Genomic DNA, 12,344 nt, shown 5'->3' with positions numbered 1-12,344 from the left:
CTGACCTTTATTTTTACATACAAGTGCTAAGGTTAGAAGATTTCTAGCACGTCTTTCACATGAGAGACGGGTATCAAGGTAACACCTTTAGTTTCTAAGCGTTTATTGTAATTACGTTTGGGTAATATAATAACTTTAAAGTCGTTACGAATTGCTTCTTTGACACGCTCTTCACCTGAAGGCACGGGTCTTACACTGCCGTCTAAACCTATTTCTCCAAAGGCGATAGTATTGACCGAAAACTTATGTTCTCTAGATGACGATATCATCGCGAGGATCAAAGGCAGATCTGAGCCAACATCTTTGGTTAAGTTAACACCTGAAACCACGTTTACGTAAATATCATTACCACCAATATTGACTCCCATACGACTTCTCAATATGGCTAGCAGCATTTGCATGCGTTTATAATCAAAACCAACACCGCCTCTAATAGGATTTTCAGCTTGAGACTCGGTGACCAATGATTGAATATTGATTAATAAAGTTCTGCCGGTATCGTTTGATGCGTAGGCCATGTTTCCACTTGATTCAGCACCATCTTTATCCAAAAAAATGGCTGACGGGTTTACTACATCTTGCATACCTTTGGCTGTCATGGCAAAAGTGGCTATTTCTGTGGTGTCGCCAAAGCGGTTTTTAGAGGTTCTAAGCGTGCGGTATTTACTGTCAGCTTCTGGTTCTATTTTACACATGCAATCGCCAATGTGTTCAAGTACTCTCGGCCCAGCCATATCTCCTGATTTAGACACATGACAAACTAATATTACGGTAACGCCATGCTCTTTTGCTAGCCGGTTTAGCATAGCAGCGGATTCTTTAACTTGAGTAACGCCGCCCGGAGAATTGGGCAGTGAACTAATAAATGCCGTCTGAATAGAATCAACAACAAGGAATTTATAACCATCGGTAACCATGACATTACAGATAAGCTCGACGTCACCAGAGTTCATTATGTCAATTTTAGAAATATCGGCCTGTAACCTTAAACCGCGGTCTCTTACTTGGCCTTTAGATTCTTCGCCTGAGGTATATAACGATTTACCAATTTGGCTTAAATGAGCACATGTTTTTAACAATAATGTACTTTTACCCGCACCTGGGTCGCCCGCGACAAGAATAACAGAGCCTTCAACAATACCACCGCCCAACACTCGATTGAATTCAGAGCTACCGGTGTCAAATCGCGTTAAGTCCATATCAGAGACTTCACTCAACTTATCTATCTTGGCATCTTCTTTAGAGTAACCTCGGTGAGCGTTTTTACTTGGCGTGCGCTGGGTTATCACCTTGGACTCTTTAAACTCTGTGATGCTGTTCCAAGCCGAACAACTTGAACATTGACCTAACCATCGAGGATGATTTTCACCACATTCAGTGCAAACATAAGTTGTTTTATCTTTTGCCATAATATTCTTAATAATTTATTTGTGGGGTTATTATATCGTGCTAGTCATATTGTTTAGCTAGCCAGACACTTGAGTCAATACGATTAATCGATTAATAAATTTTGAGTTTATTTCTATTGCTCTCGCGTATTTAACCACAAGCTCAGGTGAAGAAGCAAAAATATAGCCTAGGTTAATATAAGTGATTTATCTTTTTTGAGAAGGTAATAGGTGCAAAGAGATAATTAATTTTAGCGTACCACAAGCTTGTGGTGAACTTTTATCAAAAAATTTATTTAATAGCGTTAGTAGCTTGCCAAATTAACTATGCCATTTGAATCGACATTTACTTGGTATTAAACCACGGTTATTCTAAAATTATCTTGGCTAAAATAAGTAACAACCTAGACTTTAGCTCGGTTGTTACTGCTGCATTACGTTTTAGTTTTACTTTAAAACCTTGTGTATAGCTTCACATAAATTTACCGCGACATAGGCTTCAAAATTTTCAGCTGGATCAAATGAGCGTTCATGGGTGATATTAATAGAGGCTAAATGTTTGATTAATATTTTGAGTTTTTCTTCTTTTAATTCCGTAGATTCATTTAAGGTATCGCTGATAGAAAATAGTTGTTCCCAAAGGTTATTATTCATTGAATGGTATCTCACACACTTATCCGTCAAAAAAGTTATCGGCAGAAAAAGGATTAGGTTTTAAGCTCAAATTGTGGGGGCGACTTTAAATGAAATAGATAAAAACGTCTACTCTTGTATTAATGATATTTATATTAATAATTAATGGCTTAAGGTTAACTATTATTGCTAGTTTATTGTGCCGATAAAATAGTGATTAACTTATTTAATCCTTTACCTTTGTTGGTTATTTTCCATGCCATAAATAAATCTTGCGGTGGGCGCTCTTCTGCTAATTTAATAACCACCAGTTGGCCTGATTGAAGATGATGTTGGATGAGGTTTTTGGGTAAGTATCCGATGCCAATCCCTGCAATAATCGCTTCAATTTTTATCGCGATCGAGCTGACAAAAAAATGTTGGCTGCCTTGGATAATATTAACTGACCAGGGAATTTCATGTTGAGCTGAGTCATGAACGACGACATTCCTATATTTTGATAAGTGTGCTGATTTAAGCGGCCCTTCAATAAGAGCTAATTGATGTGCTTTGTTAACCACTAAAACATTTTCAGACACTGCAATTTTTATTGCCCTGATACCTTTTTGATTGGGCACCGGTGAAGGGGCGCCAATCACTAAGTCGACCTTGTCTTCAATTAATGCTTCCCACGTACCGTTCATCACTTCTTCTCGCACATCAATTTCAATATTTTGATGGGCAATTAAAAATGCTTCTATACCTTTAAAAATAGTTTTTATATCAATAATAGAATCACAAGCAATACGGATCTTGGGTTCCCAACCATTAGCAATTGTTTGAGTTTGTTCTGAAAGGGTATTAATGGCCGTTAGTACTTTACGGCCCTCTGATAATAAATGCTTGCCTGCTGGCGTTAGCACGGCGCGGCGCCCTTGTCGTTGAAAGAGTGTCACGTTTAACTGTTCTTCAAGTTTCTGAATGATATAAGAAAGCGCTGAAGGAACTTTATTCAATTGTTCTGCCGCTGCCGCATAAGTGCCACGTGTTTCAATAGCATCTAATACAAGTAATGCTTCAATACTAATAGGTGGCGTTTTCATGGCTATTATCCAGACTTTTAATTGTTCAAATTATTTGAACATACCAAACAAATAATAGGGGTTATTCAATAACAACTCAACCTCTACAATAGCTACATATTAAATCATTACCAATTAAAGAGAATTACAATGACATTTATAAATACCATCACTAAAACTGAACAATCTTTATCAAGTTTACCGCTGCGATTAATTGCAGGATTAATTTTTACCGCCCATGGTGCGCAAAAGTTATTTGCTTGGTTTGGCGGTTATGGATTAGAGGGAACCGGACAGTGGATGGAATCTATAGGGCTTGCGCCGGGTTTCTTTATGGCTTTAATGGCTGGTAGCGCTGAGTTTTTTGGTGGCATATTATTATTGATTGGTTTTCTCACTAGACCTGTCAGTGTTGTGTTGGCTATTACCATGATAGTGGCCATATTTAGTGTCCATATCAGTAATGGCCTGTTTATGAGTAATAACGGTTATGAGTTTGCCTTATCGTTATTAGCGATAACGCTTGCGCTATGTGTGCAAGGCGGCGGGAGATACTCTGTTGATAGTCATGTATATCTAAAACTAATTAAAAACACTTAACATTGAAAAATAGCTAAATCACCTGTCAGTACCAATAATACTGGCTAAAGCAATAAATTTAAGGAGTATGTTATGGGACTAATCGTTAACGGTAAATGGGTCGACCAATGGTATGACACCAATAAAAGTAAAGGGCAGTTTGTTCGTCAAGATAGTCGCTTTAGAAGTCAAATTTCATCAGATGAAAACAGTCAATTTAAACCGGAAGCTGGCCGTTACCATTTATATGTTTCGTTAGCGTGCCCATGGGCACACAGAACGTTAATCTTTAGAAAGTTAAAGCAACTTGAAACAATTATTTCGGTGAGTGTTGTTGAAGCTAAAATGATGAAAAATGGTTGGGCGTTTGGCGAAAAGGGTGATCCACTTTATCAATTGGATTATGCCTATCAATTATATCTAAAAGCAGACCCTAGCTATGAAGGACGTGTGACTGTCCCTATTTTATGGGATAAAAAAACTCAGACGATTGTTAATAATGAATCCATTGAAATCAGTAGAATGTTTAATTCAGCATTCAACGAATTAACCGGTAATGTTGATGATTACTACCCCGTTGAGCAACGTGAAGCGATAGAAACGCTAAATACGCGAATTTATGACACTATTAATAATGGTGTCTATAAAGCTGGCTTTGCCACTACGCAAGGTGCTTATAATAATGCATACCAAGATTTATTTGATAGCTTAGATTGGCTAGAAGAGCTCTTATCAAAACAGCGTTACTTAGTGGCTGACAAAATAACCGAAGCTGACTGGCGCTTGTTCACCACATTGATCCGTTTTGATGCGGTATATCATGGTCACTTTAAGTGTAATCGCCAAAAAATAAGCGAATTTCATCATATTAAGAACTATGTTAATGAACTTTATCAACTACCTGGAATTAAAGAGACCGTTGACTTGGAATACACTAAGACCCATTACTACGCGAGTCATTTAACGATTAATCCAACGGGTATTATCCCTTTAGGCGCCGCGGAACACTTTGATGTGCCACATAACCGTAACCGTCAATATTAATGGTTATTAGGTTAAAGGTTTAACTGATAAATGAAGCTAGATAAATAAATACTGAGAAAATACAATGATAAAACATTACCCCTATAAAAGCTTAGGTAGCGCTAACCATGGCTGGCTTAAATCTAAACATCATTTTAGCTTTGCTAATTACTACAATCCAAGCCGAATGGGATTTGGAAAGTTACGTGTTGTTAATGATGATTGGGTTGAACAGGGGATGGGCTTTCCTTCGCATTCACACCGTAATATGGAAATTATCAGTTTTATTCGTTCAGGTGCGCTCACTCATCAAGACAGTACGGGCAATAAAGGCACAACAAAAGCGGGTGAGGTTCAAGTGATGAGTGCAGGTACAGGTATTGTGCATTCAGAATATAATCGCACTAAGAATCCATTAACTTTTTATCAAATTTGGATTGAAACTAATAAAACTGATGTGACACCCCGTTGGGAAAGTAAGAAATTTCCTACTGAGCAGCTATCAGCGCTGACATTGTTAGTATCAGGCTACCCAGCAGATAAAAATAAGGCGCTGTTTATTAACCAAGAAACGCGTATATATGGAGGCAAGTTAGCGAAAGGAACTGTTTTTGAGCATAACATTGACCATCAAGCTTATATATTAGCCTCAGCAGGTATGTTTAAAGTAGAGGACAACTCAAAAATTATCATCATGAACACAGGAGATGGCGCTGAAGTCACTCAGTCAACGACAATTTTACTTAGGGCGTTAACTGACTGTGAAGTGATTATTATCGACACGATTAATTAGTTGAATCAGTGTAATGTAAGCCACGAACGTTCCTTTAAAATCGTATGTTTTGAATATTTTACGCATTGGCGTTCGTGTCTAGTATTAGCTTTTATATTATCTAGCAATTTTCTTTTTACTAAATTATAGCTAATGTAGAACGCGTTGCTGCTTGTCCCAACGCGTTCCTTGCCAATGAGTAATCGTTCCACAAGCTTGGCAAGTGTCGCAATGCCATTCAATTAGCCCTAATGTTATTGATTTTGCTTTAATTTCTCCAATACACGAGAGTTGCTTAGCGCGGGTATTACATTTCAAGTTAACGTTAACGAGCGGTTGTTCAATATTTTCAGAAAGGGCTAATACAATTTCACTCAGAAAAACGAAAACCATTTTTGCTTGGTCAGTCAGTTCGAGTACGTTACCCGCTTCGTCAATAAAATGTCTCAAATCTGTTGCTAACGCCATCGGTTTTTTCCATAGAATACTCATGCCGCTAAGATATAGTAGTTAACGCTCTTGGTACAACATTTCTCAGTGAATATAACGCCAGTAATTAATTTAGGGAGCTTGAATGTTATAAATATTAAGTATAAAGTTAGCTTTGTTTTAGATATGTGTATTTTCGTTATATATTCAGGCCCGAGTCTCCATCGGGTTTTTTTGTGCCTTAAAATACACGGACAAAAGCACTAACGGCAAGACTGCTCCTGCAGTAATTTATTAATAGCCCAAGCTTTGTACAATAAGCAATAAGGCCAATAAAGGAAATTCCCCATGAAAAAAATAATCACCACCGCATCTGCGATATTATTGCTACAAGCCTGTACAACATTTGATCCCTACACAGGTGACAGTAAAACCAGTAAAACAGCTATAGGCGCAACGGCGGGCGCAAGCTTAGCAGCAGTAATTGCCTTTATCGACAATAAAGACAAAGACAGCAGAACACGCAACAAACGTATTTTAGCCGCAGCATCAGGTGGCGCCGCAATCGGTGGTGGTATTGGCTACTATATGGACACTCAAGAAGCTAAATTACGTAAGCAATTGCGCGACAGTGGCGTGAGTATTGCGCGCGACGGCGACAAAATTAACCTTATTATGCCTGGCAACATTACTTTTGCTTCGAACAGCTCAAACATTAACAGCAATTTTACTAGCGTATTAGATTCTGTTTCTTTGGTGCTTGAAGAATATAACCAAACAATTATTGTTGTTTCTGGCCACACTGATTCAAGTGGCTCTGCCCAGCATAATCAGAAATTGTCTGAAGACCGAGCTGGCTCTGTCGCTAATTATCTTCGCGGACAAAAAATTCTTAGCGATCGTATAGAAACTGTTGGTTTTGGCGAGACACAACCGGCAGTAACGAACAAAACAGCTGCAGGACGCGAGCTTAACCGCCGTGTTGAAATAACCTTGTTACCGATAGAACAGTCATAAGGCGTCAATAAAATAAAGCCGTTATTATCGCGTTATATGCATTGATAATAACGGCTTATTGCTTATTGCTTATTGCTTATTGCCTAAGACGCTTGGCGTTAAATGGGTGATACCATTAAAATCACTTTAATAGTGCTACCATCAACATTTCAAATTAATACTTCAAATTAATAAGTGCTCTAACGCTATCTAAAGTCTCGATAAGCTGGCGACTAAAGTTAAAGGTCATGATATGGCTTTCTTTTTTCCCTTGACGTAACAGTTTATTGAAATGGTTAATTTGGTGATCATAGCCATGTGTATTGCCATTAAAAGAGATCAGTTCTTCTTTTGTATCCGTTATTAAAGTAACGGTTGAAGGGCTATTAAAGCCACTGTTAATTTTAATATTGCCTTGTTGACAATAAAAGACCGCTTCACTGGGCGTCGACGCCAAAAGTGTCGATTTTAATAAGGCTACCGCGTTATTTTTATAGTTAAAGACCATTGAGCAGGAAGAGTCGGCGCCATTAGCAAAAAATGTTGCATCTGCTGTTATTGTCTCTGGCACGCCAAGGGTAGTCAGTGCCGCAAAAATAGGATAAATGCCAATATCTAAAAGACTGCCTCCACCTAATGATTTATTAAACAGCCTAGCTTCTTGGGTAAATTCTCTTGTGAAGCCAAAATCTGCTTCAACTTTAAGCAGATTACCATAGGTCTTAGCCATCAGTTCATTTAACACAAAATTATAATGGGGAAGAAAATAGGTCCACAGTCCTTCCATTAGCAGAGTATTATTTGCCGTTGCAGCAGCAATCATACTTTCTACTTCATCTGTATTCATGGCAAAAGGTTTTTCACATAATACCGCGATGCCCTTGGCTAAGCACAACAGCGTATTTTCTTTATGCATTGAATGTGGAGTCGCTATATAAACGGCGTCAATATTTTTATCATTTACGAGCGCTTTATAACTGCTGTAAGCTTTAGTTGCATGATGCTTATCAGCAAAATCATTGGCTTTTTGCTGTGTTCTTGAAGCAACGGCATAAAGCTCAGCATCTTTCACCGTTAATAAGTCTGTTGCAAATTTATTGGCTATATTACCTAAACCGATAATCCCCCAACGTATGTTGCTATCTTTCAGTGATTTCATTAACTATTACTCAAGATAAAGGTATAAATAAAAATTATTTTCTCATCGTTCTAATGCTCTTTGCTCCACAGACGAGCTATTTTGAGAAAGCGACATTAGCCTCTTTATACTAAAACTAGATACTAAGCATAATCTTGGGCGCAAAATAAAAGACCACTCCCTTGCTCTTTTTCTAATAATATGGGGATAAGTGCCCCGGGTAGTACTGAATCTATATCGTTAGGGGCTAAGGAGCCGCCAAGATCTGTTTTTAACCAACCAGGGTCGAGTAAGTTCATCAATACGTTAGTGCCGAATAGCGTCGGCATCATATCGCGCACATACCTTTCAAGAGCAGCCTTTGAACAACTATATGCCATCAATTCAGGTTGATCACTAATGCCTGAAGAAACATTAACAATACGTCCCCAGTTTCGCGCTAGCATGCCTGGAAGAAAAGCATCACATAGCTTAGCTGGTGCTATACTATTAACCATAAAGCTGGTTAGATATTCTTCTGCCGTCGGGGCAAAGAGCGGCTGATATTTTGTCATGATTGCTGCATTATTATAGAGTATATCTAGGTGGTTATTACTCAAGGCTTTCACTTCAGTAATTAAGTGCTCCACTTGAGAGGTTGAATTCAGTTCAGCCGCGACAGCATAAACTTCATGACCCGCTGCGGTTAATTCATCAAGTAAACTTTTAGTACCAGCTAATTGTCGAGAATGAATGATGAGTTTACAGCCTTGCTTAGCAAGCTCTTTAGCAACTCGAAGACCGATCCCTCGACTAGCACCCGTTACTAGCGCCCATTTATTTTTTATATTTAACATTTTTATGCCTATTTTTACTCGAATTGGTTAGTTAAAGTGTTGATTTATTGTTTTTTACCACAGTGTGCTGTAATGCTTTAGTTAGTGCGTCAGCGTCTGCTGGTGAAATTTATCATAGCCAAGCAAACATAAAGCAGGTCATTACATGATTACCTATTTTTAACTAAAAATTTGCAAATGAATATATAACAAAATAAAATTCATTGTTTTATATAACACACAATAAGCGCGACAGATGATGAATAAAGAGCATAAAAAACTTGAACGATTAATGTTATTTAGTGAAGTTGCACGTCATTTAAGCTTTACGGTCGCGGCACAACAGTTGCAAATATCACGAGGCCATTTATCTGCTCAAATTCGCCGACTGGAAAAGGAAATGGGCTTTGCCTTGTTGATCCGCTCGACACGAAGTGTTCGTTTAACCGCAGAAGGTGAAAGCGTTTTAATCGGTGTAAATAAAATTCGTCACTCTGTTTTAGAATTAGAGCGAAATGCAGGTCATAAAGGCAATGCTATTGAAGGTGTTATAAAAATTACAGCGCCAAGCCTCTTTACCAAAAGGTTTTTACTCGACATTTTTTCTAAGTTTAGCGCTTTACATCCTGCCATTGAGTTTTCTATCGACACCAGTTACACCCGTTTTGATTTAAATCGTAGTGATTTTGACTTGGCTTTTCGTGCCACCAACTCACCACCTTTAAATATGGTCGCAAAAGCTATCTTGCCTTATAAACATTGCTGTTGTGCTTCTGTTGAGTATTTAGATAAGCACAGTAAACCAAAGGTGCCCAGCGATTTGAAAACGCACCAATGTTTAAGGGGGCAAGAACAATTAACCTGGTCCTTCTTAAACGTTGAAGTGCCCGTAGATGGTTGGTTGAAAATAAACGATAACCATATGCTGAAAACATTAGCATTAAAGGGCGAAGGTATTATTAGAGTGCCTGAATATTTAGTCGATCAAGAGATTAAAGAGGGAACGTTAGTTACTATACTTGAAAATGAAATGCCAGCAGGGCAGACGATTTTTATGATTTATCCACAATTAATTCATCAGTCGAATAAACTGAGCACTTTTATCGAATTTACTAAAGAATACTTTAATAAAATATCCTCATTAAAGTAAAATATTCGCTTAATATCCCTTAATCTATATGGATAATAATCTAAATTCTAAGAGAAATATTTACCTTTACGCTTTCTTTATTTTTATGCGTTCTGATATTGACACTTTTGACTGCAATTTTAATATTTATTAGCTAACTTAAATCAAGTGCTACTATTAATAAAACCAGACTTTACTAAAAAGTAAAAAGGCTTTCCCTATATGTTAGTAACGAAAGAACTTACTCTTATTATATTCTTTTATTTTTGCTGTTCTTTCACTGCTCAAGCCGTCGAAAAAATTGTTGTTAATGTCTATGTTTACCACCTTAAGCCACCATTTATTACTGACTTAAAAAATGAACAAGGGCTTTATTATGATTTCTCTGTTTTTTTAAACAGTGAAAGTAAAAAATATAGCTTTAAAACAGTCTTTATTCCGCGCAAACGCATTGATCATATGATCAAGCAAGAAAAGTTAAATGGCGTATTATTAGGTGTTAATCCTATCTGGTTTAAAGACAAAGCAGAGAATAAATATTTATGGACTTCAACCGTTTTCACCGACCAAGATGAAGTTATCTCTCTAAAAAATAAACCGATTGAGTACAGCGATCCTTCCTCTTTAGAAAATATTGCTTTTGGCGGAGTGCGTGGCTTCTATTACTATGGCATTAATGAGCTAGTGGCTAAAAAAAGAATAAATCGTATCGATACAATTAGTGAACAGGCATTACTTAATATGCTGATCAGTAAAAGAATAGACAGTGCGATAATTAGCCAATCTACATTTGACTATATTACCAGGCAAAGTAAAAATCGCGATCTATTTCATCTATCTCTTAATCCTCATGACAGGTACGTAAGAAAAGTGATGGTTTTACCTAAAGACAGCGCTATTTTTGAAGATATTGAGCTGATTATTCAAAAAATGAAAGATAATAAAGTATGGTCTGAAATATTGTTAACTTATTTGAAAAATTAACAATATTTAATTATCAATTAAACGTGCGGCAAAGAATACTTTAAGATTATAAATATTAACTCAAGTCACAAAAAATAATGGACTGGGTCATATTATCTACAATAACACCTCTCTTTCTTACTAGCATTTACTGACTCATCTTGGATAAGCGTTTACATGAATAATCGTTATATCATTATTATGTAAATTGACAGGCGAAATAGACAGTGAATCGCGCTATGTTATAGTCAATGCTACTAACGCTGCAGTAAGGTATTTAATAACAAAAATTTAAATTTTTTGTGCTTTGATAAATTAACACATAATATTTAAATTTTAATATACAAAGACATAAAATAGATAATATCCTTTTAATCTGTTCTCGTGAGACAATAAATTACTTGAAAGGGCTGCATTTTGGTAAAAATAGTGCGACAACATCGACTAACAGTGACAGCAATTAGCTAACTTGCTTTTTTATCTGTTATTGTTAAAGAAAGGTATTGGGTTGTTTACCGTCTGCTTAGGAAAAAATGAGAACTCTCTGGGGTTTATATAGTGAATGTTCAAATGATAATAGCAAAGATGAAATGTACGGGTAATCTGGTCATGTTTTTAATGGCTGTTTTAATCACGTTCGGATCCTCTGTCTGCAGTTTTGCTGAAACTGTTCCTAGTACTTTAAAATATGATTTAGGCAGTACCACGGCTTGGGTACCGTTTGGTTATAGTGGTAATAAACAAAAACCTGGCATTATTATAGAGTTAATCGAACTCATCATGATACAAGCCGCCATTCCTACTGAAACCAGCTACTTGCCGGTAAAACGTGCGGTTACCGCATTAGAATTAGGTCAAATTGACTTTGATGTTGTTAGCCCAAATTGGTTTAAAGATAAAATGATTGGTGTTGATTATGTTAGCAGCGTTCCTTTATTTGAAGTGACAGAATATTTTGTTACATTGCCTTGTACGGCCTCTGAGTTCAATCAACCCGAAATGGCCTATGGACAATTAGTGGGTACGGTAGCCGGCTATGCGTATTTCGATGATGATAAGTTTATCCGCGCTGACTTCTTATCTGAAAGTGAATTAGTCAAAGGGTTGGCAAAAGGGCGCTTTAAGGTTGCCATTATAGAAGAAAGAGCTGCTCAATATTGGGCTGAAAAACATAATACTGCCATAACACTGGCTTCCTTACATACCAAAGGCGATGTCGTTATTAGATTAAGAAAAGAACACGAAAAGTTACTGCCTCTTATCAATCAAGCCATTTCTTTTTTGAAAAATAACGGCCAGTTTAAAAAAGTATTAGATTATTATTAACAAAAAAATGGTCGAAAATATAATAATTTTAATCGCGCACTATGCTTGGGTTTTTACCGGTGAATATAAGCATAGGGTTTTAACTTTATTTG

13 protein-coding genes are annotated in these 12,344 nt (G+C 37.0%); 7 read left to right on the top strand and 6 right to left on the bottom strand.

What is annotated here, in order from left to right; all coding sequences use genetic code 11:
* Nucleotides 1-32 precede the first annotated feature (32 nt).
* The 3 genes from radA to ESZ26_RS02065 all read right to left on the bottom strand — a co-directional run bounded on the left by radA (nucleotide 33) and on the right by ESZ26_RS02065 (nucleotide 3,103).
* Complete coding sequence (radA, locus tag ESZ26_RS02075; protein WP_070376542.1) at nucleotides 33-1,409, bottom strand: DNA repair protein RadA; 1,377 nt, start codon at nucleotides 1,407-1,409, stop codon at nucleotides 33-35.
* A gap of 426 nt (nucleotides 1,410-1,835) precedes the next feature.
* Nucleotides 1,836-2,042 (bottom strand): hypothetical protein, encoded by a 207-nt coding sequence (locus ESZ26_RS02070; RefSeq protein WP_146797153.1) that lies wholly within the window; start codon nucleotides 2,040-2,042, stop codon nucleotides 1,836-1,838.
* A gap of 173 nt (nucleotides 2,043-2,215) precedes the next feature.
* Complete coding sequence (locus ESZ26_RS02065) at nucleotides 2,216-3,103, bottom strand: LysR substrate-binding domain-containing protein (RefSeq protein ID WP_146797156.1); 888 nt, start codon at nucleotides 3,101-3,103, stop codon at nucleotides 2,216-2,218.
* Between the two features lie 129 nt (nucleotides 3,104-3,232).
* Here ESZ26_RS02065 and ESZ26_RS02060 point away from each other — a divergent pair, with 129 nt between their 5' ends.
* The 3 genes from ESZ26_RS02060 (at nucleotide 3,233) to ESZ26_RS02050 (ending at nucleotide 5,477) form a co-directional block, all read left to right on the top strand.
* Nucleotides 3,233-3,682 (top strand): DoxX family protein, encoded by a 450-nt coding sequence (locus ESZ26_RS02060; protein WP_146797159.1) that lies wholly within the window; start codon nucleotides 3,233-3,235, stop codon nucleotides 3,680-3,682.
* A 72-nt stretch (nucleotides 3,683-3,754) separates the two neighbouring features.
* The gene (locus tag ESZ26_RS02055) at nucleotides 3,755-4,705 is read left to right on the top strand and encodes a glutathione S-transferase family protein (protein ID WP_146797162.1); all 951 of its coding nucleotides are present in this window, start codon (nucleotides 3,755-3,757) and stop codon (nucleotides 4,703-4,705) included.
* A 64-nt stretch (nucleotides 4,706-4,769) separates the two neighbouring features.
* Nucleotides 4,770-5,477, top strand: coding sequence for a pirin family protein (locus tag ESZ26_RS02050; RefSeq protein WP_146797165.1), 708 nt, complete (start codon nucleotides 4,770-4,772; stop codon nucleotides 5,475-5,477).
* Between the two features lie 129 nt (nucleotides 5,478-5,606).
* On the opposite strand, the gene ESZ26_RS02045 is transcribed toward ESZ26_RS02050, so the two are convergent.
* A complete protein-coding gene (locus ESZ26_RS02045) occupies nucleotides 5,607-5,924 on the bottom strand; it encodes a hypothetical protein (RefSeq protein ID WP_146797168.1) in 318 nt (105 codons plus the stop codon).
* A 309-nt stretch (nucleotides 5,925-6,233) separates the two neighbouring features.
* On the opposite strand from ESZ26_RS02045, the gene ESZ26_RS02040 reads away from it, so the two are divergent.
* Nucleotides 6,234-6,902 (top strand): YiaD family glycine zipper/OmpA-like lipoprotein, encoded by a 669-nt coding sequence (locus ESZ26_RS02040; RefSeq protein ID WP_146797171.1) that lies wholly within the window; start codon nucleotides 6,234-6,236, stop codon nucleotides 6,900-6,902.
* 154 nt (nucleotides 6,903-7,056) lie between these two features.
* Here ESZ26_RS02040 and ESZ26_RS02035 read toward each other — a convergent pair whose 3' ends face one another.
* Both ESZ26_RS02035 and ESZ26_RS02030 read right to left on the bottom strand, forming a co-directional pair.
* Nucleotides 7,057-8,040, bottom strand: a complete 984-nt coding sequence (locus ESZ26_RS02035) for a Gfo/Idh/MocA family protein (protein WP_146797174.1) — start codon at nucleotides 8,038-8,040, stop codon at nucleotides 7,057-7,059.
* Nucleotides 8,041-8,162: 122 nt separating this feature from the next.
* Entirely contained in the window at nucleotides 8,163-8,855 is a 693-nt protein-coding gene (locus ESZ26_RS02030; RefSeq protein ID WP_146797177.1) for an SDR family NAD(P)-dependent oxidoreductase, read from the bottom strand.
* Nucleotides 8,856-9,090: 235 nt separating this feature from the next.
* On the opposite strand from ESZ26_RS02030, the gene ESZ26_RS02025 reads away from it, so the two are divergent.
* The 3 genes from ESZ26_RS02025 (at nucleotide 9,091) to ESZ26_RS02015 (ending at nucleotide 12,252) form a co-directional block, all read left to right on the top strand.
* Nucleotides 9,091-9,984, top strand: coding sequence for a LysR family transcriptional regulator (locus ESZ26_RS02025; RefSeq protein ID WP_317615681.1), 894 nt, complete (start codon nucleotides 9,091-9,093; stop codon nucleotides 9,982-9,984).
* Nucleotides 9,985-10,185: 201 nt separating this feature from the next.
* Nucleotides 10,186-10,947, top strand: coding sequence for a type 2 periplasmic-binding domain-containing protein (locus tag ESZ26_RS02020; protein ID WP_146797179.1), 762 nt, complete (start codon nucleotides 10,186-10,188; stop codon nucleotides 10,945-10,947).
* A gap of 549 nt (nucleotides 10,948-11,496) precedes the next feature.
* Nucleotides 11,497-12,252 carry a substrate-binding periplasmic protein gene (locus tag ESZ26_RS02015; protein WP_146797181.1) on the top strand — a complete coding sequence of 252 codons (756 nt, stop codon included), beginning with the start codon at nucleotides 11,497-11,499 and terminating at the stop codon, nucleotides 12,250-12,252.
* Nucleotides 12,253-12,344 lie beyond the last annotated feature (92 nt).

The organism is Colwellia hornerae (genome assembly GCF_007954355.1).
Classification (GTDB): domain Bacteria; phylum Pseudomonadota; class Gammaproteobacteria; order Enterobacterales; family Alteromonadaceae; genus Colwellia_A; species Colwellia_A hornerae.
Note: the sequence above shows the minus strand (reverse complement) of the source record. Positions and strands in the feature narration are given on the sequence as shown.

Excerpts from the sequence above, each read along its gene's own strand:
- radA (WP_070376542.1), bottom strand. The coding sequence starts at position 1,409 with ATGGCAAAAGATAAAACAACTTATGTTTGCACTGAATGTGGTGAAAAT.
- ESZ26_RS02070 (WP_146797153.1), bottom strand. The coding sequence starts at position 2,042 with ATGAATAATAACCTTTGGGAACAACTATTTTCTATCAGCGATACCTTA.
- ESZ26_RS02065 (WP_146797156.1), bottom strand. The coding sequence starts at position 3,103 with ATGAAAACGCCACCTATTAGTATTGAAGCATTACTTGTATTAGATGCT.
- ESZ26_RS02060 (WP_146797159.1), top strand. The coding sequence starts at position 3,233 with ATGACATTTATAAATACCATCACTAAAACTGAACAATCTTTATCAAGT.
- ESZ26_RS02055 (WP_146797162.1), top strand. The coding sequence starts at position 3,755 with ATGGGACTAATCGTTAACGGTAAATGGGTCGACCAATGGTATGACACC.
- ESZ26_RS02050 (WP_146797165.1), top strand. The coding sequence starts at position 4,770 with ATGATAAAACATTACCCCTATAAAAGCTTAGGTAGCGCTAACCATGGC.
- ESZ26_RS02045 (WP_146797168.1), bottom strand. The coding sequence starts at position 5,924 with ATGGCGTTAGCAACAGATTTGAGACATTTTATTGACGAAGCGGGTAAC.
- ESZ26_RS02040 (WP_146797171.1), top strand. The coding sequence starts at position 6,234 with ATGAAAAAAATAATCACCACCGCATCTGCGATATTATTGCTACAAGCC.
- ESZ26_RS02035 (WP_146797174.1), bottom strand. The coding sequence starts at position 8,040 with ATGAAATCACTGAAAGATAGCAACATACGTTGGGGGATTATCGGTTTA.
- ESZ26_RS02030 (WP_146797177.1), bottom strand. The coding sequence starts at position 8,855 with ATGTTAAATATAAAAAATAAATGGGCGCTAGTAACGGGTGCTAGTCGA.
- ESZ26_RS02025 (WP_317615681.1), top strand. The coding sequence starts at position 9,091 with ATGATGAATAAAGAGCATAAAAAACTTGAACGATTAATGTTATTTAGT.
- ESZ26_RS02020 (WP_146797179.1), top strand. The coding sequence starts at position 10,186 with ATGTTAGTAACGAAAGAACTTACTCTTATTATATTCTTTTATTTTTGC.
- ESZ26_RS02015 (WP_146797181.1), top strand. The coding sequence starts at position 11,497 with ATGATAATAGCAAAGATGAAATGTACGGGTAATCTGGTCATGTTTTTA.